This window comes from Candidatus Clostridium helianthi, assembly GCF_045310795.1.
GTDB lineage: Bacteria > Bacillota > Clostridia > Clostridiales > Clostridiaceae > Clostridium > Clostridium helianthi.
On the sequence record NZ_JBJIAB010000010.1, the window covers coordinates 1 to 22925 of the forward strand.

The window sequence follows — 22925 nt, forward strand, 5'->3', positions numbered from 1 at the left end:
GAAAAGTAAATCTCTATAGTTTTGATTTATATTTTAATATATTTCTCCGAAGGAGCGTGGCGCAGCCACTTTTTTATATTCTTTTATTGAAAATTAAGATTATAAGAAAATGCTAAGATAAACAGAAATTATCGGTAGTTTAGAATCAACAATTAAACTACTTAGGGGGAGTTAAAATGAATTTTAATTATAATTTACCAATAAATCTTCTATTTGGGAGAGGGAGAAGTAATGAAATAGGAACTGAGGTTGCTAAGTATGGAAAGAAAGCGCTTATTGTAACTGGTAGAAACAGTACAAAAAAAAGTGGTTTACTTGATAAAACCATAGATTTGTTAAATGAAGCAAAAGTTCAATATGAAATTTTTGATAAAGTAGAGCAAAATCCACTTACTACAACTGTATATGAAGGTGTAGATGTTATCAAAGAAACTGGATGTGATGTTGTTTTAGGGCTTGGTGGTGGAAGTATTATGGATGCAGCCAAAAGTATAGCCTTTTCAGCTAAAAATCCTGGAGATATATCAGAATATATATTTGGTATTAAACAAGGGAGTGAAGCATTGCCTATAGTTCTAGTTCCGACAACATGTGGGACTGGAAGTGAAGGAAACTGTTTTTCAGTTCTTACAAATCCTGAAACTAAGGATAAGAAATCCCTTAGAACAAATATAATTATTGCAAAAGCATCAATTATTGATCCAGAACTTATGGTGACAATGCCAAAGGGCATACTTGCATCTGTTGGATTTGATGCGTTAGCACATAATATGGAAGCCTATTTATCAAAAATAGGACAGCCGTTAACAGATATGAAAGCATTTTATGGAATAAAATTATTATCAGAGAACTTAATTAAGGTGTACAATGATCCAAGTGATTTAGATGCATGGGATAGTGTAACTTTAGCAAGTACATTAGGTGGAATGGTGATAGGAATAGCAGGAGTAACTGCACCTCATGGACTCGAACATCCAGCTAGCGGATTACATGATATTGTTCATGGCAAAGGATTGGCAGCCCTTACACCAATTATTGCTGAAAAATCGTGGGAAAGTAATTTAGAAAAGTACAGTAACATATCTAAACTATTAGGAGGAACTGATGCAAAAGATTGTGCAGATGCTATAAGAAACTTTCTGAAAAAAATTGATTTGAAAGTTACTTTAGGAGAGCTTGGGATTACAGAAAAAGATGTAGAATGGATGGCTGAAAACTGTATGAAGGTTTCAAAACCAAGTATAGCAAATCATCCTAAGGAATTTTCATTAGAAGAAATTAAGGATATATATTACAAGTCATTATAATATAGAAATTTAAAATAATTTATTAGATGCAAAGGCGCACTGAAATAAAAATCAGTGCGCCTTTTGTGTTATCAAGATTAAAAAAATATTTATTAGGAGGAATAATTATGGAAAAATCAGGTTTAAAGAAGGATAATTTAAGTATTATTGAAACAGTGGCTTTATCAGTGGCTATTATAGCACCAACAGCAGCGATGTCATTAAATATATCTCTAATGGCGCAGACATGCTCGTTTTCTGCACCACTTGTATTTCTAATTTCAACTATAGTAGTAGGTCTTGTATCATATTCGATTATAAAATTTAATCATTATATATCTGCATCAGGCTCACTTTATGCTTTTACTAAAACAGCCCTAGGAAATAAAATGGGATTTACATCTGGATGGGCACTATTACTTGCCTATATTGCATTAGCAGGAGGCACTGCAGCAGGGTTTGGTAATTTCTTCTCTGGATTTTTATCTGTATTTGGATTTCATGTGAATTGGATGCCAATCTCAATAATAGCATCTATTGCAATGATTGCATTAGGAATCATTGATGCAAAGATATGTAATAGAATTATTCTAGTAATAGAAGGAATATCAATATTACTTATACTATTACTTTCAGTTGTAATTTTAATTAAAGTTGGTACTACAAATGGTTTGAGCTTGATTCCTTTTAAGAGTAACGGGGTTAGCACATCAGCTTTAGCTTCAACTTCAGTATTTGCATTTCTTTCTTTTATAGGTTTTGAAAGCGCTTCAAGTTTAGGTGAAGAAACAAAGAATCCTAAAAAATTCATTCCAATAGCAATAATAAGTGCTGTATTTTTATCAGGTTTATTTTACTTAGTTTGTAGTTATGCACAAGTTATAGGTTTTGGTCTTGATGCAAAAGGACTTGAGGCGTTATCTTCTTCAACACTTCCACTTTCAGATTTATCAACAAAATATATGACAGCAGGATTTGGTACAATATTGATGTTGGTTGCTGCATGTTCAAACTTTTCTTGTGCGCTTGGATCTTATTGTGCTGGTTCAAGAATGTTATTTGCATTAGGTAGAGATGGAATAATGCCAAAAGCGATGATGAAAATACATCCTAAACACAATACACCATATTTTGGATTAATATTAATAATAGTAATATCAGATATAGTTCAAGTTGCATTATTTAAACATGATGGTATAGAAGTATTTGATTATTTGGCAACAATAGGATCATTAGCTATACTTGTTTCGTATATATTTACAAGTATAGGAGCCATGGTTTACTTTACAAGAAACAAAGTATGGGGAAAAACTCATTTAATAATACCAATAGCATCAATAGCAGCCTTGTTATATGTATTATATTCTAATGTTTATCCTATACCAGAGTTTCCTAATAACCTATTCCCATATATAGTATTGGCATGGATTATAATAGGCTTTGCTATTAGTAATATATTTGGAAAAAGTAAGATTAAAAGTGATGAAAAGAGAGAGGGTTACGTATTAGAAGTAAGGGGATGGAAAGATGAAAATAAAAGTTACTTGCGTTCAAATGGAGCCAAAACTAAATAATGTAAAGTATAATTTAGAAAAGATGGTTACATTCATAAATGAGATTATGGAGAAAGATAGTGAAACTGACTTAATAGTATTTCCTGAGTTAATAACATCTGGATATGAATGCGGCAATAAATTTAAAGACCTAGCTGAAGTAGTAGAAAGTAGTAATAGTATAAAAGTCATAAGTGAACTTGCAAAAAAATTTAGTACTAATATAGTTTATGGCTTTCCAGAAAAAGATGGTAATCTAACAGATGTTCTTTACAATTCATCTGTGTGTATAGATAGTAGCGGGAGAGTGGCCGGAGTATATAGAAAAGTACATCTATTTGATACAGAAAAAAGATATTTTAAAGCAGGCTGTGAGTTCCCAATTTTTAATACCTCTTTTGGAAAAATTGGAGTAATGATTTGCTGGGATACTGCATTTCCAGAAGTTGCAAGGACTTATTGCTTGAAAGGGGCTGAGCTTCTTGTGGTTAATACTAATTGGGAAAAGCCATATTCTGATGATTGGGATCTAGTAACAAGAGCACGAGCGTTTGATAATTGCATATATTTGGTAGCAGCTAATAGAATTGGACAAGATAAAGAATTGGGCTTTTTTGGCCATAGTAAAATAGTGGATCCTGTTGGAAGACCATTAAAAGAGTTAAATGATGAGATAGAGGGAGTAATATCTGGAGAAATAGATTTAGAATTGCCTAGAAAGCTTAGATCAGAATACTACACTTTATTTAAAGATAGAAGACCTGAACTATACAAAGAGATAATAAAAGAGTACTAACAACTTAAAATATATCTAACAAGGAAGTTAGATATTGTATACAAATTGTAGTTGGATTGATAGATTCAAGTATTATTGAATAAACTTAGTGTTGAATCAAATAGTGTGCATACTGCACAAAAAAATTGTTATTTATGGTTATAGAAATAGGGTAACTACCATGATAATATTATCCTAACGCAAAACAATGTAATAATTTAATATTAAATGCGAAGGCGCACTGTAAGAAAAAAACGGTGCGCCTTTTTCTTATTACTTTAGATGAAGTGGAGTTGAGAATATGTATAAGGTTAATGAACTATCAAAGAAATATGGAGAGTTAGAGGTTTTAAAAAATATAAGTGTAGACATAAAAGAAGGGGAAGTAGTTTGCATAATAGGACCATCAGGATCTGGTAAAAGCACATTTTTAAGGTGTTTAAATTTATTTGAAGTTCCAACAGATGGGGAAATGTTCTATGATGGTAAAAATATACTGGGTAAGAATGTTGATAGCCGTTCTCTTAGGGAAGAAGTAGGAATGGTATTTCAAAAATATAATTTATTTCCACTACACACAGTGATAGAAAATGTTATTTTGGCACCTGTGCTTACAAAAAAGAAAAATAGAAAAGAGGCTGAGGAAATAGCTCTAGAACTTCTTAAAAAGGTTGGTTTAAAAGACAAAGCAGATGTATATCCTAGGACTCTATCTGGTGGGCAACAGCAAAGAGTTGCAATAGCAAGAGCGCTAGCAATGGAACCAAGGATGCTCTTATTTGATGAACCTACATCAGCGTTAGATCCAGAATTGGTTGGTGATGTGTTAGATGTTATGAAACAATTAGCTAAGGATGGTATGACTATGGTAGTTGTTACTCATGAAATGGGATTTGCTAGAGATGTATCTGACAGAGTAATTTTTATGGACAAGGGTTATATAGTTGAAGAGGGTACACCAAAAGAGATTTTTGCAAATCCAAAAAATCCAAGAACAAAGGAGTTTTTATCTAGAGTTTTAAATTAAATTTACATATTAAATTTGAAGTAATATAAATAATCAAAAGATTCAACCTTAAAAATAATTACGAAAAGGGGAAATTAATTATGAAGAAACTAGGGAAAAAATTATTAGTTGTAACAATGGTTATAATGAGTTGTATTGGATTTATGACGGGATGTGGTTCGGGAAGTTCTAGTACTACATCAACATCAGCAGGTAATGATAAATCAAAGGATACATTAGCAGCTGCAAAAGAAAAAGGGGTATTAACAGTTGCTTCATCAAATGATGCACCATTTGCATTTATGGATGCTAAAACAAATGAATTTACTGGAATTGATGCAGAAATCATAACAGAAGTTGCAAAAAGATTGGGAATTAATAAAGTTGAAATGAAGCAAATACCATTTGAAAACCTGTTGGTTGAGTTAAATAATAATACAGTAGATATGGTAACAGATGGAATGTATGTTAAAGACGAGCGTAAGAAATTAGCATTATTTACAAACATATGGTATAAGGAAGGTGAAGCCATAGTAATTCCTAAGGATTCAAAAATTGCAAGTAAAGACGATTTGAAGAATGCAACATTGGGTGGGCAAAAAGGTACAGCATTTCTTGAAACAGCTCAAAAGTGGCAACAAGATGGATCAGTGAAAGATGTTAAAGTATTTGGAAGTCAATCTGAATTAATGTTAGCAGTAAATACTGGTAAGGTAGATGCATGTATAACTGATGGAATGGTTGCAGGGTATACATTATCACAAGATAGCAGTCTTAATTTAAAGATATTATCTCCATATAAAGCTGAAACATCTGGAATGATAGCAGCAGCAGTTAGAAAAAATGATAAAGCTTTAGCAGATGCAGTTAACGAACAGATTGATGAAATGAAGAAAGATGGAACAATATTAAAACTTCTTAAGAAGTATGGAATGAATGAAGATTATTTTGTATCAGTAGAAGATGGTAAAGCTTCTGACAAGTAACAATATAAACTAAAAAAGAATCCAGACGGATTCTTTTTTAGAAGGGGAGGAAATGAATATGGATATTTTATCTAATCTAGATTTTAGTACAGCTTTCAAGTTCTTGGTGCCTTCATTAAAGGCAGGTCTGTGGGTTGTAGTACAAGCGACAGTGTTTGGATTTTTCTTAGCAATAGTCTTAGGATTATTTATTGCAATTGGTCGTATTAGTAAAATAAAAATTTTAAGAGGATTTTTATTAGTATTTTTAGAATTTATAAGGGGAACTCCTTTATTAGTTCAATTAGTATATATGTATTATGTAGTACCACTTTTAGTATCTATTATTGTACAAATCTGGAATCCAGGATATCAATTTAAAATAAGTTCACTAGTTGCGGGAACAATAGGTCTTGGAATTAACTATGGCTGCTACATATCGGAAGTTATTCGTTCATCAATATTATCAATAGATGGAGGGCAAACAGAAGCAGCATTAGCATTAGGACTTACAAGTAATCAAACTATGTTTAGAATAATAATACCGCAGGCACTTCGCAATGTAATACCTGTCTTTGGAAATTACCTTGTAATGATGTTAAAAGATACATCACTTCTTGCATATGTCTCGGTTAGTGAATTATTATTACGTACCCAAAGCTATGCATCTCAGTCATTTTTAACTATCGAATCATATACAATTTTAGCAGGATTTTATTTAATATTAAGTTTACCACTTGCACAACTAGTAAAACTGATAGAAAAAAAGATGTTGAAATTTAACTAGTGAGGTATATGGTGAACAATTATTTAGGTATCACCTGGTAAATTATTTTCTATTATAAACATTTATGTAAAAACTGTAACTAAGAATCAAGGTATTTACCCATATTAAAAGAGCATATGAAAAATTGTTAGTAGAAGGTTGAGCAAATTCTAATTATATCAATAAATATTGAGAGTAATAGGAATTTGTTCAACCTTCTTTTTAATATGAAAAAATTATCATAATATTATATCTTTTTTTATGTGGAGATATTATCATAAAAATATAATAAATAAAGATGACATTTTAAATAATTAGAGGGGCAAGGGTGAAGTTTATGTCAATTTCGGTAAAAGATATACTTAAATTAGATTCCTTAAGAAAAATTAATCTTGTTGGTGGAGAAGGTGGCTTAGAAAAAAGCATAGAGTGGATATATGTGGCAGAATGTTTTGAGAATCCATTGGAGGGAATTAAATGGCTGCAAGGTGGAGAAATCATATTTATAACCGGCGTTGGAATTAGAGAAAATGAAGGGCTATTATTAGATTTTATTAAAGGAATTAGTGAGAAAAATGGTTCGGGCTTAATAGTAAATATAGGTCCATACATAAGGAATGTATCTGAAGAGGCGATTAAACTCGCTAATGAACTTGAAATTCCATTGTTCACATTACCTTGGGAGGTTAAATTGGTTGAAGTCTCAAGGGAAATTAGCAATGCTATTATTTTATCTCGTATTGAAGAGAATTCTCTATCACATTTTTTAAGTAATATTCTATTTGGAGATGGTGAATTAGAAGGAGATGCAATACAAAAGGCCGCATATTTTGGATATAACCTATCAGGGGGATGTTGCATATGCGTTATAGATATTGATGGTTTCGAGAGATATTTAAAGTTAAAGAATTTAGGTGATGAGAAAAGTATATCTAAGATTAAAATAAACTTTAGAAAAATAGTTCAAGATATACTTGATAAACATGCGCTAAAGGTGCCAATAATAGATAAGGATGATGCTGTAATCTTTTTTATTAGGTCAGAAGAAAATTGCATGAATAGATTAGACAAGGCTTTAAAAGAGATACAGTCAGCTACAAAGAATCGCATGGATGGAATGTCTGTAAGTGTAGGCATAGGTAACTCATATAAGGATTTAAAAATGATGAAACAATCATTAAATGAAGCGGAGCTAGCGATAGATAGTGCTAAATGCCAAGGTTTAGATGACACAATTACAAGATACAAAGATATAGGAATTTACAGCCTGCTTTTTAGTGTTGAGAATAGGAGCATATTACAAAACTATTTTTCAGAAGTTTTAGGTCCAATTAGTGGTGCCGATAATAAAGATAATAATTTAATTGAAATATTAGAAATGTATCTAAATGAAAATTGTAATATCACAGTTACAGCGGAAAAGCTATTTCTTCATAGAAATACCCTTAAGTATAAAATAAAAAAGATAGAGGAATTATTGAATTGCGATTTACGAAATTTTAATGATTGTATTAAAGTAAAGATTGCATTAGACATTGGTAAAATTCTTAAATAGGCAGATAAATAATGTATGCAATTTGATACTTAGCTTCAGCAATATTGCATAGTTTTTCGGAATTAAAATATTTATGATTTCAGTAAGTCTCAAAATAAACCTAAGTTATATATTGATAAAATATTTGAAAAATAAATAATATGGTCAATGTGCACTAATACATTAATTTTGATCATGTATTAATCTAAGTTTTAATATGTTTATATGTATTTGATGTTGGGAGTTTAGTCAAGATAGACAAAAACATTATAATGCTTGGACATAGAAAAGAAAAGTAGAAAGTATTATTATATAAACAAGTTAAGAAATTTAAATAAATTTTATAGGCAATGGAGTCTTTCGTGTAAATAAACATGATGGCTCCTTTTTTATGGAATTAGAAATATATTAAGAAAATAAACGTTAATGGAGGGTTTTATAATGATAGAAGAATCAAATGTAAAATTAGTAACATCAATACCAGGTCCTAAATCAATAGAGATATTAGAGGAAAGAAAAAAATATGTTGCCGATGGAGTTTCAGTATCAACTGGTATTGCTATAGCTGAAGCAAAGGGAGCATTAATTAAAGATGTAGATGGAAATGTATTTTTAGATTTTGCAGCAGGAATTGGTGTTCAAAATGTTGGACATTGTGATCCTGAGATTGTTGAAGAGATAAAGAAACAAACAGAATTATTTATTCACCCAAGCTATAATGTAGTAACATATGAATCTTACGGTGCTTTGGCAAAAAAATTAACTGAAATAACAGTTGGAGATTACGAAAAGAAAGTAATGTTTGCTAATAGTGGAGCAGAAGCAGTAGAAAATGCTATAAAAATAGCAAGAACTTATACTAAGAAAACAGGAGTACTTTCAGCTACTGGGTCTTTCCATGGTCGTACAAATATGACTATGTCAATAACAAGTAAATATAAACCATACAAAAATGGTTTTGGACCATTTGCACCAGAAACATATAAATTTGATTTCCCTTATTCATATAGAGCACCACTCGGAGTTTCAGAAGAAGAATATGCAGATGAATGTATTAATAGGCTAAAAACTATGCTTAAAACAACACTTTCTCCAGACATGATTGCATGTTTAATAATTGAGCCATTACAAGGTGAAGGTGGATTTGTAGTTCCATCTGCAAAATACATGAGAGAATTGCAAAAAGTTTGTAATGAGAACAATATAGTATTTATAGTTGATGAGATACAAGCAGGATTTGCAAGAACAGGAAAAATGTTTGCACATGAACATTATGGTATAGAACCAGATATTATCACTATGTCAAAATCAATAGCTGCCGGAGTACCGCTAAGCGCAGTTGTGGCTAAAAAAGAAATAATGGATTCAGCATGTGTTGGTGGAATTGGCGGAACATATTCTGGAAGTCCTCTTGGATGCGTAGCAGCGCTTAAAGTTATTGAGAAGATTGAAAAAGAAAATCTATGTGAAAAATCATTAAAACTTGGCGGATATATTATGGAAAGACTAAATGAGATGAAGGAAAAGTATACAGTTATAGGCGATGTAAGAGGTTTAGGTGCAATGGTAGGATTAGAATTTGTAAAGGATAGAAGCACAAAAGAGCCAGCAGCAGATTTAGTTAAATCTATAATTAAAAAATGTTATGAAAATGGTGTTATATTCTTAAATGCAGGTATACTTGGAAATGTAATTCGTTTCCTACCACCGCTAGTTATGACAGATGAACAAGTTAAATATGGAATGGATGTATTGGAAGAATCAATAAAAGAGTGTATATAAATAATATTCAAATATTTTAGAAAGTACTTTTATATATGGAATGTAAAAAAGTTTGACAATAAAATATCCAAGTAGTAATATTAGATTAAAGCAAAGAAGCTCACACAGTGGGATTCTTTGCTTATTTTTTGTATAAAAGAAAATTTTTTTACAATAATAATATTAATTTAGATTGTTTTTACAGAATAGGTTTTTGAGTGTGAGCATATGGAGGGGAACATGGTAGAAACGGTAGTATCTTTAGGATTAGCGGTTGATGAAAAGTTAGTAATCAAAAAAAATAGACTTACGTCAGTAAATATTAATGAAAAGGCTAAAAGAATATGTATTATAACGGGTCTTCATGGAGATGAACTTGAAGGTCAATATGTATGTTATAAATTAATAAGAAAAATTAAAGAAAATATTAAATACTTAAATGGAATTGTTGATATATATCCATCTTTAAATCCGCTTGGAATAGATTCAGTACATAGGGGAATGCCAACATTTGATTTAGATATGAATAGAATATTTCCAGGATCTGAAAGCGGAGCAATGGCAGAACATGTTGCAGCTAAAATTATTGAAGATATAGAAGGGGCTGATATATGCATAGACCTGCATGCAAGCAATATATTTTTGAGAGAAGTGCCTCAAGTTAGAGTGAGTGAGCATATAAAGGAGAAATTAGTACCTTATGCAAAGCTGTTGAATATGGATTTTATATGGGTTCATCCAGAGTCTACTGTTCTGGAATCAACACTTACATATAGCTTAAATAATAAAAATATACCAACATTGCTTGTAGAGATGGGGGTTGGAATGAGAATTACACAAGAATATGGGGATCAATTAGTGGAAGGTATATTTAATTTAATGAAAAAATTGGACATATGGAATGGTACAGTAAATCCTGTAAGAGACCCCATAATATCAACTGAAAAAGAAGTGAATTTTATAAATGCTAATTCATCAGGAATATTTATGCCTTGTGTAAAACATTTGGATGAAATAAAAAGAGAAGAAAAAATTGGAGAGATTTTTAATTCTTTAACTGGAGAAATAGAAGAAGAGGTTATTTCATCTTGTGATGGAGTAGTATTTACATTGAGAGAATACCCAGTTGTTTATGAAGGATCACTTATTGCGAGGGTACTTGGAGGTGTAAAATGATAAAAGAAATAATATATACATTAAAGTCACCTCATAGAGATGATATGAGAATAACAGGATATAAATTTGGAAAAGGTGGAAAGTCGGCATGCATAGTAGGCGCAATAAGGGGAAATGAGATACAGCAATTATATACGTGTTCTCAATTGATTAAAACTTTAACTAAGTTAGAGCAAAGGGGAGCAATTTCAAGACATAGCGAAATTCTTGTGATTCCTTGTGTAAATCCTCATTCAATGAATATAGGAAAAAGATTTTGGACAATGGACAACACTGATATAAATAGAATGTTCCCTGGAGAAGTAAATGGGGAAACAACTCAGAGAATCGCAAGCGGTGTTTTTGAACAAGTTAAGGATTATACGTATGGAATACAATTTGCTAGTTTTTATATGCCTGGAGATTTTATTCCGCATATAAGGATGATGGAAACAGGATATCAGAGTCCAAGTCTTGCAAATTTATTTGGACTTCAGTATGTATTAATTCGTAAGCCGAAACCTTATGATACCATGACATTAAACTACAATTGGCAGATGTGGAATGCAAGTGCTTTCTCTTTATATACAAATGCAACAGATCAAATTGATGAAGTTTCTGCCAAACATGCAGTAGTGGCTGTATTAAGATTTTTAACTAGAATGGGAGTTATAAAGTATACTAGTCACAGTGGATACATAGCTAGTGTTTTGCAGGAAGATGATTTGCTTTCGGTAAAGACTACTACAGGTGGAATATATAGAAGGTTAAAAAATCCAGGAGATGGAGTGGAAAGAGGGGATATTCTTGCAGAAATAATCCATCCATATGAAGGTGAAATCATTGAAAAAATTACATCTCCTACTGATGGAATAATCTTTTTTGCTCATAAATCACCAATGGTCATGGAAAATGTGGTTGCATATAAAATAATAAGAAGACTTCATGAGTAAAATTTACATAACTATTATGAATATTAGCTTTTGATAATTGAAAGTTATATTCATGGTGGTTATTTTTTTGTCATAAATTTTAAATGATATTTTGATTAAAGTAATAATAAGTATTCCATAATTATTATAAAGTATTAAGAAGTATATGTTTTCAGGAAGAATATATTTAAAAATAGTATTAACTTTTATTGACATATGATCATATAATTGATACTATAAGTATACTAATTATATAGGAATTATAGGAATTGTAGGAGGGAACAATGGATAGTACATTTTTTTCAAAATTTATAATGATAACAAGCTATAAACCAATAATATTTATAGCGATTTTAATAGGTCTATTCTATGGACTTTACAAGTTAGAAAAGGCTGGATTAAACTTTTCAAAACGTATGATTATTTCAACTGTGGGAGGATTATTACTTGGAGTTATAATACAATTTATAGCAGGATTTCCAAGCAATACAGGGGATGTTACCTGGATAGGTGAGGTTACAAAATGGTATGGGCTAGTAGGAAATGGATTCATGGACCTATTAAAAATGTTAGTAGTACCATTAGTTTTTCTTTCAATGTTAAAAGTTATAATAAACATGGATGAAAAACAAAGTTTAGGAAAACTTACTTCTAGATCAATATTTGTTTTATTAGGAACTACAGCTATTGCTTCAATAGTTGCTATAATAATCGGAAATTTATTTAGACTTGGCGTTGGAGTTGAAGCAATCCAAAGTAAAGCTGAACTAAAAGAAATAACATCTTTTGTAGATACTATGAGAGGACTTTTACCAGCAAATCCAATAAAAGCAATGGCAGATGCAAACATAGTGGCTGTTGTTATATTTGCAGCATTTCTTGGAATAGCTATAAGAAAACTAAGTAAGACTAACAAAGATATTATAAAACCAGCAATAGATGTTATAGAGGCATTCTATAACATAATGACTACTGTAGCTAGAACAGTTATCAGATTTATGCCATATGCTGTATTACCACTACTTTCAAATACAGTTGCATCAAATGGAATATCAGCAATAATAAATGTGGTTAATTTCATAGTTGCTTTATATGTAAGTGTTATTATTGTATTTGTAATTCATCTTGTAATAATTTCACTTAATGGCTTAAATCCTATTCAATATTTAAGAAATGTAATTGAGCCGTTAGTTTTGGCTTTTACATCTAGATCAAGTCTTGGAACTTTACCAGTTACAATTGAGACTTTGAATAAAAAAGTCGGAGTTGAAAAAGGAATTGCAAGTTTTGCAGGAAGTCTTGGAGCTAATATGGGAATGAATGGCTGTGCTGCTATATATCCAGCATTAATGGCTGTTACAATTGCAAATATGTCTGGAACTCCAATGGATTTTAGCTTCTACGCTATGCTGGTAATTACTATAATTATAAGTTCATTTGGAATAGCTGGATTACCAGGAACAGCAATAATGTCAGTATCAGTAGTAATATCAGGAATGGGAATGGGAAGTTTCTTCCCTATTGCAGGAGGAATACTTGCAATAGATCCGATATTAGATATGGCGAGAACAGCGCTTAATGTTGATGGATCAATGGTTACAGCAGTAACAGTTGCTAAGAGCTTTAATGAATTGGATAAAGATGTATTTAATAATGTTCAGGATAAAGTCATAGCAGAAGGAAATTAAAAAATAGAATTAAGATATTAAAGACCATTAGGTGAGAATATAAATCACCTAATGGTCTTTTTGAATTGAAAGTGTATTAATAATATAAACTAACTTTAAAGACTTTATTATTAAGTGAAACTTGATTACGTTGTATTTTGGACTTCATCTTAATATTGGCTAAACTTATATAATGTAGTATAGCTGCTATCTTCAACTTAAAGAAGTATGAGTGTTACAGTAATAGAAATAAAATAAACAATAAATTATTGACAAAACTGTTCATACTGTATATATTGTATATATACAGTATGAACACAAAGGAGGCGAAGTAGTAATTTGAAAATATTACTTTCTAATAAATCTGATTTGCCTATTTATGAGCAAATTAAAGCTCAAATAAAAGAACAAATTCTATCAGGCGAAATTTTAGAAAATGAGTTTTTGCCATCAATAAGACAGCTGGCGAAGGACTTAGGGATAAGTGTTATTACCACAACCAGAGCTTATTCTGACCTTGAAAGTGAAGGGTTTATAGCAACGCTTAGAGGAAAGGGAAGTTATGTACTTCCTAAGGATAGCGAAATGGTAAGGGAACAATATTTAAAGAAAATAGAAGAAGCCCTCATGGTTGCTATTGAAAATGGGAAACTAGCTAATATATCAAATGATGAATTAGTGGTTATGCTAAAAACATTGGCAGATGAGCAAATTACATAAAGTGAAAAATTTCAGGTTGAGTTTTATACTCAAGCTGAATTTAGTTGAACTTATCCAGGAGCGTGCAGCCGTTATAAGGGAGTGTTACGGATGCTAGCTATCGGATAGAATATGTGGAAGTTTAATTATTACAATGCACGTTATTATTAAGAATATGATTTTAAGGAGTAGGGAAATATGAATGCACTTGAAATAAAGAATTTAAATAAAACATTTGATGGCTTTGAACTTAAGAATATAAATTTAGAATTGCCAAAAGGTTATATATTAGGATATGTAGGACAAAATGGTGCTGGGAAAACAACGACTATAAAGCTTATAATGAATCAATTAAAAAAGGATAGTGGAGTAATAAAAGTATTTGGCAAGAGTTATGAGGATGGAGAAGAAGTTTATAAAGACATGATAGGATTTATCGGAGATGAATGCTATTTTCCAATAAATTTTACATTAAAAGATGTAATTAGTACGCTAAAAGATTTTTATACTTCATTTGATGAAAGCAAATTTAATGAATATGCTGAAAAATGGAACCTTCCTTATAAGAAAAAAATAAAAGAATTTTCAAAGGGAATGAAAGTTAAATTATCTTTTGCAAGTATTTTATCAAGAAATACAAAACTTCTTCTATTAGATGAACCAACAAGTGGCCTTGATCCAGTAGTTAGAAATGAAGTTTTAGAGATATTACAGGAATATATAGCGGATGGAGAAAAAAGTGTTCTATTTTCAACCCATATAACAAGCGATCTTGAAAAGATAACAGATTATCTATTCTTTATTAATAATGGAGAAAAGGTGTTTTATGATATAACAGAGAATGTACTAGAAAATCATCTATTGGTTAAAGGTGGTCTTGATGATTTAACAGAAGAATTAAAAGAGAAGTTAATTGGATATAAGTCTTCTAATTTTGGATTTGAAGGATTAATTGATTCAAAGAATAGAGAGTATATAAGTAAAGATTTGCTAGTAGAAAAACCATCAATGGATAACATTGTGATATTTTATATCAATGGAAAAAGGGATCAGTAATAAAATATTCTATGCATATACGTTGCAAGAATAATTCTCTATCATAATTCTAAAAATATTGCAAGAATTTTAACTGGAATTGTGAATTGTGACATATATATTATGTTTTAGTATTAATTATATGTAGAATTTATAAAGAGAAAGAGGTTTTAAAATATGAGTAGATCAATAAGTTATTTAAAATTTGATTTAAGATTAATAAAAGAAAGTATTAGGCTTTATGTGTTAGGACCAGCAATATTTTGTGCTTTGGTTATGTTTTCAGGAGAAACATACAGTATGGCATTATCATACTTATTTTTCTTTTTAATAATTTTAGCAACAGTACCATTTAGTACTCAAGGTAATGAAAAAAGTACTCAAATGTATTATATGTTTCCTGGTAAAATTTCTGATATGGTTCTTGGAAGGTTTTTGTATTTAATAGGTGTGGCTTTGTTTATATTTCTCATTAATACATCTATTGCAACATATCTATACCAAATTAATAGAGCTCAAAAATTCGAAATTTTAATTATGATATTTTGCGGTTTAATGAGTTTAATAACTTGTTTTATTCAATATCCTATATATTATAAATTTGGAATGGAAAAGGGTAAAGCAGTATCACTATTGGTATATCTTTTACCTGCATTCTTCATATTTGCGTTACCATCACTTTTGGTAAATAAGGATGGTTTTATATTAGAGAATTCTTTAGATTTTATTATAAATAATAAGTTAATATTAATAATTATCAGCATGTTAGTCACAGCACTTATAGGATATATTTCATATCTAATTTCATATAAGATATGTAAAGCAAAAGAAATATAGTGTGTAAAGATATTTGTTAAAAAATATTTAGAAATATTAAGTATAAATTAAGGTAAATTTAATATTTTTTTCTATCATTTATTAATCAAAAATATGTATAATAGAAATATGATGAAAAGTAAATTATTAACATACATTGTATTTTTATCATCAAGTGAAACTTGATTCAGGTGGGGTTTGATCCCCATCTGAATCTTAGTTGAACTTATCCAGGAGCGTGCAGCCGTTATCTCCAGCTTAAAGAAGTGGAGTGTTACGGATGCTAGCTATCGGATAAATAATGAGTATTTACAGGGGGAAAGAAAAATGAAAATGAAAAAAACTTTGGCATTCATTATGACAGCAGCTTTAACTGTTGGAACAATGGCTGGATGTAGCCAAGCAACACTTAATTATGCACAGGAACTTTCAAATACGTCTAAATGGGAAGCAACAACATCAAGCATTGATGGAGACTTAAATATCAATGTAAAAGGAAAAGATGGAACTGAAACAAAACAAGAAATAAAATTTGCGGCTACTGGATATACAGCAAAAGACAAATCATATGTTGATATGACATTTACTGATCCAGCAGGAAAGCTTAATATTCCAGAACTTAAAGCATATTGCGATGGAACTACAAGTTATATAAATAAGAGCTTTTACCAAGGGATATCTTCTTTAACTGGACAAAGCGCTCCAACAGGTTTAAATAATATAACTCAAGAGTATATAGGTATTGATACAGAAGCATCAGGTGTTGATGCAACAAAATTAAAATCATTAATGACTCAACCAGATGGAATGGTTGAATTCGGAAAGATGATATTTGGAGGAAGCGCTGATCTTGATTTACCTTTCGTTCAAAATGGAAGAGAATATACAATAAATCTTGATGCAGATAAAACTGTAGATTTAGCTGCAAAAGCATTAAAAGCAACAGCTAATAATTTAGATAATCTTAATAGTACATTTAAGTTAGGATTGCCAGCTGAAAGTATTACACAGATGAAAACTGCTGCTAATAGCCCAGAATTTGATAAATCATTATCTGAAATTAAGGCATCATTAGCTGGAACAACTATTAACTCAAAAGAAGTATTTGCAGATAATAGTTATAGCTCAGATTTCAACATGAATTTACAAATTAAAGATTTTGGAACTATTTCATTAACTATGAAAACAACAGATACTAAGAGTGATGTCAAAGGGATAACTTTCCCAACTAGCACATTAAAAGTTTCTCAAGAAGAGTTTAATAAATTAATGGTTCCAGCAACAAACACAACTATAGCATCATCTACAAATGTAGTATCAAAATAATACTTTAAAATAATAAAATAAAAGCTTTATTAAAATGAACCACTTCCTATCAAACAGATAAGGAGTGGTTCATTTTTTTTGAATATATTTTTAGAATTAAAGTAAATTTTTGTATGAACATATTGTTTTGAACAATGAAAGATGTTAAGATAATTTTGTTCAAAATATGAACCGTGTGGAGGGGGAAAATGAGTAAAGTAAAAACAGCAGTAATTTTAGCAGCTGGAATGGGATCAAGATTGCAGGATATAACAAAGGGTATGTTACCAAAAGGATTTATAAAGGTAAATGGAAAAAGCTTGATAGAAAGATCTATTGAGAAATTAAGAAGTCTAGGCATAGATAAGATTTATATAGTGACAGGACATCTGCATGAATTTTATGATGAGCTAGCAAAAGATAAAAATTATATAGAAACAAGAAAAAATAGAAAATATAAAGCTACCGGCAGCATGACTTCACTATCAATTCTTGAAGAGGAATTAAAAGAAGACTTTTTGCTACTTGAAAGTGATTTAATATATGAGGTTTATGCACTAATAAAGACTATAAATTTTGAAGAAAATGATTGTATTTTACTAAGTGGAAAAACGGATTCTGGAGATGAATGCTTTGTAGAAGTTAGAGATAATAACTTATATAAAATATCTAAAAAAAGAGAAGATATAGGACATGTATATGGGGAATTGGTTGGAATTTCTAAAATATCATTAGAGTTGTATAAGGAAATGTTGAAGCAATATAAAGAATTTAATAGAAAAATATATGATTGTGATAATATTTTTGAAGATAAGTTCGAGATGACAAAGAAATACGATTATGAGGACGCAATATTTGATGCTGCTAAAAAAAGAAAAGTAGGATATTTAAAGATTGAAAATTTAGTATGGGGAGAAATAGATGATAAAAATCATCTTGAAAGAATAAAGAAATCAATTATACCAAAGCTAGAAAAAATTTCAGAAGAGAGAGCAGTATAGAGGAAAATGTTTGGATATGCGCTAGGTTAATAGATTTTTTATGGTTGAGTTTTAACGTCTAGAAATATGCATATAAAAATGTAGAAAATAGGAGAGTGTGAAAGAATATGAAGACAGTTTATGTGGCTATGAGTGCTGATATAATTCATCAAGGACATTTAAATGTACTAAATGAAGCAAGAAAATTTGGAGATATAATAGTGGGATTGCATACAGATGAGGTTATAAGAGGTTACTGGAGAAATCCAATAATGAAATATGATGAGAGAAAAGAAGTGATTAGTAATATTAAAGGAGTTATATCTGTAGTTCCTCAAGAAAGCTTAGATCAAGTTCCAAACCTTCTTAAAATTAAACCTAACTATGTTCTTCACGGGGATGATTGGAAGGAAGGCTCGCAAAAAGAATTAAGAGAAAAAGTTATAGAGGTGTTAAAACAATGGGAAGGAGAACTTATAGAAGTTCCATATACTAAAGGGGTTTCCATTTCAAAATTAGATGAAGAATTATCCCAAATAGGTATAACGCCTCAAATGAGAATGAAAGGCCTAAAGGAATTAATTTATTCCAATAAACCTCTAAGAATACTTGAGGCTCATAATGGTTTAACAGGACTTATTGTTGAAAAGACTAAAGTTCAAAAGGATGGGAAAATAAAAGAGTTTGATGGAATGTGGATTAGTTCATTATGTGATTCAACAGCTAAGGGAAAACCTGATATAGAATTGGTAGATTTAACATCAAGATTAAATACAATTAATGATATTTTAGAGGTAACAACAAAACCAATAATAGTTGATGGAGATACAGGAGGACAAATTGAACATTTCGTTTATACAGTTAAGACTTTAGAGAGGTTAGGAGTTTCAGCTATTATTATTGAAGATAAAACTGGCCTTAAAAAAAATTCATTATTTGGAACAGAAGTGGAGCAAACTCAAGATACAATAGAACATTTTTGTGACAAAATAAGGGCTGGGAGAGAGGCGAGAGTAACTAGTGATTTTATGATAATTTCAAGAATTGAAAGTTTAATTGCAGGCGCTGGAATGGATGATGCTATAAAAAGGGCTAAAGCTTATATTGAAGCAGGAACAGATGGTATCATGATTCATAGTAAAGAGAGAGATGGAAGAGAAATCATTGAATTCTGTAGAAGATATAATGAGTTTGAAAATAGAGTACCTTTAGTGGTAGTGCCAACTTCATATAATTTTATGAAAGAGGAAGAGTTAATGGAATTAGGAGTTAACGTTATTATTTATGCAAATCATCTGATAAGAAGTGCATATCCAGCTATGGTAAATACAGCGAAAAGTATTTTAGAGAATGGACGATCTAAAGAGGCTTCAATCAATTGCATGCCTATAAAAGAAATACTTACTTTGATTCCAGGAGGAATGTAAAAAAATTAAGTAAACAACTGAAATTATATATATTTGAGTGCTTGTTCAATTTTTTGACTATTAAAATATTATATTTGGAGTATGCTGAAAATATAGTTTTCATAAGCGTAATATTAAAGGAGTTAAAAAGAATGATTGAAGTAAAAGAGTTTTATAATGAGCTATTAAATAACAATATAGATTTCTTTACGGGTGTTCCAGATTCTTTACTAAAGTCTTTTTGTGCATACATTAAGGAAAATGTAAGTAGCGAAAAGAATATAATTTCAGCTAATGAGGGGAATGCAATAGGAATAGCGGCGGGATACCACTTAGCAACAAAGAAAATTGGCCTAGTATACATGCAAAACTCAGGTCTTGGAAATGCATTAAATCCACTTGCATCACTTACAGACAAATTGGTCTATAGTATACCAGTGCTTTTAATAGTTGGATGGAGAGGTGAGCCAAATAAGAAAGATGAACCTCAACATAAGAAACAAGGACTTGTTACAATCGAAATATTAGATCTTCTAAGCATTAAATATGATATTTTAGATAATAACACAAGCAATGATGAAATGAGGAAAAAGGTAAGGAACGCAAATAATTATATGAAGGAAAATAACGAGCCCTATGCATTGGTAGTGAAGAGAGATACTTTTGATGAATATCAAATAAAGTATGATAAAACTTTGGATTTAGAAATGACTAGGGAAGATGCTATAGAAATATTAATATCTAAAGCGAAAGAAAAATCAGTTGTAGTATCGACAACTGGAATGGCTTCTCGTGAGCTTTTTGAATTGAGAGAAAGATATAATGGAGATCATAGTAAGGATTTTTTAACAGTAGGATCTATGGGACATGCATCTCAAATAGCATTGGGAATTGCATTAAGCAGAAAAGACAGAGATGTCTATTGTATTGACGGGGATGGTGCTTTAATAATGCATCTTGGTGGTTTAGCTATAATAGGAAATCAAAATACAGATAATCTTAAGCATATTTTGATAAATAATGGAGCTCATGATTCAGTAGGAGGTCAAGAAACTGTAGGATTTAAAATAGATACTTTAGCAATTGCTAAAGCTTGTGGATATAAAAAATTCTATTCGTGTAGTTCAAGAGATGAATTAGTTAGGTTATCGGAAAAAATAAGCAATGAGAAAGGTCCTATATTTTTAGAGATAAAAGTAAAAAAAGGTTCAAGAAAAAATTTGGGAAGACCTACAACAACACCAATTGAAAATAAGGAAATGTTTATGAAATTTTTAGAGAATTAATATACATGGTGAGTTGTTGTTTTTTTGATAAAACTATACAGGGAGGAAATTAATTTGGAAATCAGAAGAAATATATTATTAAATCCAGGACCAGCTACCACATCGGATACAGTAAAATTCGCTCAGATTGTACCAGATATTTGCCCGAGAGAAAAAGAATTTGGGAGCATTATGGAGTTTATATCAAGAGAACTTACTGAATTTGTAGGTTCAAGTGAAAGATATACAACTATATTATTTGGAGGATCGGGAACTGCAGCAGTTGAGGCAATTTTAAGTTCGGTAGTTGATAATAAAACAATATTGATAATTAATAATGGAGCTTATGGCAAGAGAATGTGTGAAATTGCAGAAATATATAATTTGAATTATATAGAATTCAAAAGCTCTCCAATAGAAACAATAAACTTAAAAGAGTTGGAAGAAGTAATTAAAAAGAATAATGAAGAAAGTAAAATAAATAATTGTGGAGTTATAAGTCATTTAGCGGTAGTCCATCATGAGACTACAACAGGGATATTAAATGACATAGAATTATTAGGTGAGATTTGTAAGAAATATAGTGTTGAGATGATAGTAGATGCTATGAGTTCATTTGCAGGTATTCCTATAGATATGTATAAGATGAATATAAAATATTTAGCATCGAGTTCAAATAAATGCATACAAGGTATGGCAGGAATAAGCTTTGTAGTAGCAGATAAGAAGGTTTTGAATAATACTCAAAATATAAAACCTAGAAACCTCTACCTTAATATATACAAACAATATTCATATTTTAAAGATAATTATCAAATGAGATTTACGCCGCCAGTTCAAATACTTTATGCATTAAAGCAGGCAATAATAGAAGCTAAGGGTGAGACAATAGAGAAGAGATATAAAAGATATAAAGAGTGTTGTAAAATTTTATGGGATGGACTAGATAAACTCAATTTAAATAGACTAATAGATAAAAATATATCATCAATGCTTTTGACTTCAGTAATTGAGCCACAGATAGAAAATTATAAATTCGATAGATTACATGATTACTTATATAGCAGGGGATTTACTATATATCCAGGAAAGATATCTTCAGAAAACACATTTAGAATAGCTAATATAGGTGATATATATCCAGATGATATGAGGAGATTTGTAAAAATATTAGAAGAGTATTTTACAGGTATTATATAATAATACCTGTATTAGCCTAATCTTTATAATTAAAAAATCTTTTAAATATTAATGTTAATAGAAGAACTATAACCGATATTAAGGCAATAGTACCACCAGGTGCACTATTTATATAATAAGAAGATATAAGTCCTATCATAACATCCACAAAACCAAAAATAATAGCAAAAATTAGGGTCTTAGTGAACCCTTTTTTTAATTGCATAGCTGTTGCAACTGGGACTACTATGATTGATGAAACAACAAGGATACCCATAACTCTTATAGAAAGAGAAATTGTTGCACCAACAAGCAAAGTAAAAATATAATTAACCAGCTTAACATTTATTCCAGCTGTTTTTGCTCCGTTTTCATCAAAAGTTACATATATTAATTTGTTATATAGAAATAGAAGACATATAAGGCATATTCCTCCAACGATAGCGATTAATAATATGTCAGAGTCTGTTACAGTTAAAATACTTCCAAATAAAAACGAATCTACTTTAGCTGAAGCTTTACCACTACTTATTAAAATAATAGCTATTCCTAAACTCAATGTCAGAACAATTGACATGACAAGTTCTGCGTATTTTTTATAATACGTTCTTAGAAATTCTATTACAAGAGCACAAATGCTAGTAAATGAAAATGCAGTTAAGAGTGGGTCAACTCCTAAAAGAAGACCTATTGCGACTCCAGCAAAAGATGAATGGGACAATGTATCACCAATCATTGAATAACGTCTAAGAACAATAAAAAGTCCTATAAAGGGACACAGTATAGAAACAATAAAGCCAGCAATAAATGCATTCTGCATAAAACCTAATTGAAACATAA

General features: G+C 30.3%; 20 protein-coding genes. 19 read left to right on the plus strand and 1 reads right to left on the minus strand.

Features of this window, described 5'->3' with window-relative positions; all coding sequences use genetic code 11:
* The first annotated feature begins 176 nt into the window (after window positions 1-176).
* The 19 genes from ACJDTP_RS09815 to ACJDTP_RS09905 all read left to right on the plus strand — a co-directional run bounded on the left by ACJDTP_RS09815 (window position 177) and on the right by ACJDTP_RS09905 (window position 22106).
* On the plus strand, window positions 177-1307 hold the full coding sequence (locus ACJDTP_RS09815) for an iron-containing alcohol dehydrogenase (RefSeq protein ID WP_077856651.1): 1131 nt from the start codon (window positions 177-179) through the stop codon (window positions 1305-1307).
* A gap of 107 nt (window positions 1308-1414) precedes the next feature.
* Entirely contained in the window at window positions 1415-2860 is a 1446-nt protein-coding gene (locus tag ACJDTP_RS09820; RefSeq protein WP_406761054.1) for an APC family permease, read from the plus strand.
* Window positions 2814-3635 (plus strand): carbon-nitrogen hydrolase family protein, encoded by an 822-nt coding sequence (locus tag ACJDTP_RS09825; protein ID WP_406761055.1) that lies wholly within the window; start codon window positions 2814-2816, stop codon window positions 3633-3635. Before ACJDTP_RS09820 ends, ACJDTP_RS09825 begins: the two co-directional genes overlap by 47 nt.
* Before the next feature lie 280 nt (window positions 3636-3915).
* Window positions 3916-4641, plus strand: a complete 726-nt coding sequence (locus ACJDTP_RS09830; RefSeq protein WP_406761056.1) for an amino acid ABC transporter ATP-binding protein — start codon at window positions 3916-3918, stop codon at window positions 4639-4641.
* Window positions 4642-4721: 80 nt separating this feature from the next.
* Window positions 4722-5606, plus strand: a complete 885-nt coding sequence (locus ACJDTP_RS09835; RefSeq protein ID WP_017212546.1) for a substrate-binding periplasmic protein — start codon at window positions 4722-4724, stop codon at window positions 5604-5606.
* 58 nt (window positions 5607-5664) lie between these two features.
* Entirely contained in the window at window positions 5665-6372 is a 708-nt protein-coding gene (locus tag ACJDTP_RS09840) for an amino acid ABC transporter permease (RefSeq protein WP_406761057.1), read from the plus strand.
* A 316-nt stretch (window positions 6373-6688) separates the two neighbouring features.
* On the plus strand, window positions 6689-7906 hold the full coding sequence (locus tag ACJDTP_RS09845; protein WP_077842385.1) for a PucR family transcriptional regulator: 1218 nt from the start codon (window positions 6689-6691) through the stop codon (window positions 7904-7906).
* Between the two features lie 420 nt (window positions 7907-8326).
* Window positions 8327-9667 carry a 4-aminobutyrate--2-oxoglutarate transaminase gene (gene gabT / locus ACJDTP_RS09850; protein WP_077309247.1) on the plus strand — a complete coding sequence of 447 codons (1341 nt, stop codon included), beginning with the start codon at window positions 8327-8329 and terminating at the stop codon, window positions 9665-9667.
* A gap of 219 nt (window positions 9668-9886) precedes the next feature.
* Window positions 9887-10822: a M14 family metallopeptidase gene (locus tag ACJDTP_RS09855; protein ID WP_077868018.1), complete on the plus strand. Its 936-nt coding sequence runs from the start codon at window positions 9887-9889 to the stop codon at window positions 10820-10822.
* Window positions 10819-11754: a M14 family metallopeptidase gene (locus ACJDTP_RS09860; RefSeq protein ID WP_078114499.1), complete on the plus strand. Its 936-nt coding sequence runs from the start codon at window positions 10819-10821 to the stop codon at window positions 11752-11754. Before ACJDTP_RS09855 ends, ACJDTP_RS09860 begins: the two co-directional genes overlap by 4 nt.
* A gap of 263 nt (window positions 11755-12017) precedes the next feature.
* Entirely contained in the window at window positions 12018-13421 is a 1404-nt protein-coding gene (locus tag ACJDTP_RS09865; protein WP_078114500.1) for a cation:dicarboxylate symporter family transporter, read from the plus strand.
* A 318-nt stretch (window positions 13422-13739) separates the two neighbouring features.
* Entirely contained in the window at window positions 13740-14120 is a 381-nt protein-coding gene (locus ACJDTP_RS09870) for a GntR family transcriptional regulator (protein WP_017212540.1), read from the plus strand.
* 177 nt (window positions 14121-14297) lie between these two features.
* On the plus strand, window positions 14298-15155 hold the full coding sequence (locus tag ACJDTP_RS09875; RefSeq protein WP_078114501.1) for an ABC transporter ATP-binding protein: 858 nt from the start codon (window positions 14298-14300) through the stop codon (window positions 15153-15155).
* A 156-nt stretch (window positions 15156-15311) separates the two neighbouring features.
* Window positions 15312-15971 carry an ABC-2 transporter permease gene (locus ACJDTP_RS09880; protein ID WP_406761058.1) on the plus strand — a complete coding sequence of 220 codons (660 nt, stop codon included), beginning with the start codon at window positions 15312-15314 and terminating at the stop codon, window positions 15969-15971.
* A gap of 306 nt (window positions 15972-16277) precedes the next feature.
* Window positions 16278-17276: a hypothetical protein gene (locus ACJDTP_RS09885; protein ID WP_078114503.1), complete on the plus strand. Its 999-nt coding sequence runs from the start codon at window positions 16278-16280 to the stop codon at window positions 17274-17276.
* 188 nt (window positions 17277-17464) lie between these two features.
* A complete protein-coding gene (locus ACJDTP_RS09890) occupies window positions 17465-18256 on the plus strand; it encodes a phosphocholine cytidylyltransferase family protein (protein WP_406761059.1) in 792 nt (263 codons plus the stop codon).
* 107 nt (window positions 18257-18363) lie between these two features.
* Entirely contained in the window at window positions 18364-19662 is a 1299-nt protein-coding gene (gene aepX, locus ACJDTP_RS09895; RefSeq protein ID WP_406761060.1) for a phosphoenolpyruvate mutase, read from the plus strand.
* A 131-nt stretch (window positions 19663-19793) separates the two neighbouring features.
* A complete protein-coding gene (gene aepY, locus ACJDTP_RS09900; protein WP_406761061.1) occupies window positions 19794-20927 on the plus strand; it encodes a phosphonopyruvate decarboxylase in 1134 nt (377 codons plus the stop codon).
* Window positions 20928-20981: 54 nt separating this feature from the next.
* Window positions 20982-22106: a 2-aminoethylphosphonate aminotransferase gene (locus ACJDTP_RS09905; protein ID WP_406761062.1), complete on the plus strand. Its 1125-nt coding sequence runs from the start codon at window positions 20982-20984 to the stop codon at window positions 22104-22106.
* Between the two features lie 16 nt (window positions 22107-22122).
* On the opposite strand, the gene ACJDTP_RS09910 is transcribed toward ACJDTP_RS09905, so the two are convergent.
* A complete protein-coding gene (locus ACJDTP_RS09910; protein ID WP_406761063.1) occupies window positions 22123-22923 on the minus strand; it encodes a metal ABC transporter permease in 801 nt (266 codons plus the stop codon).
* Window positions 22924-22925 lie beyond the last annotated feature (2 nt).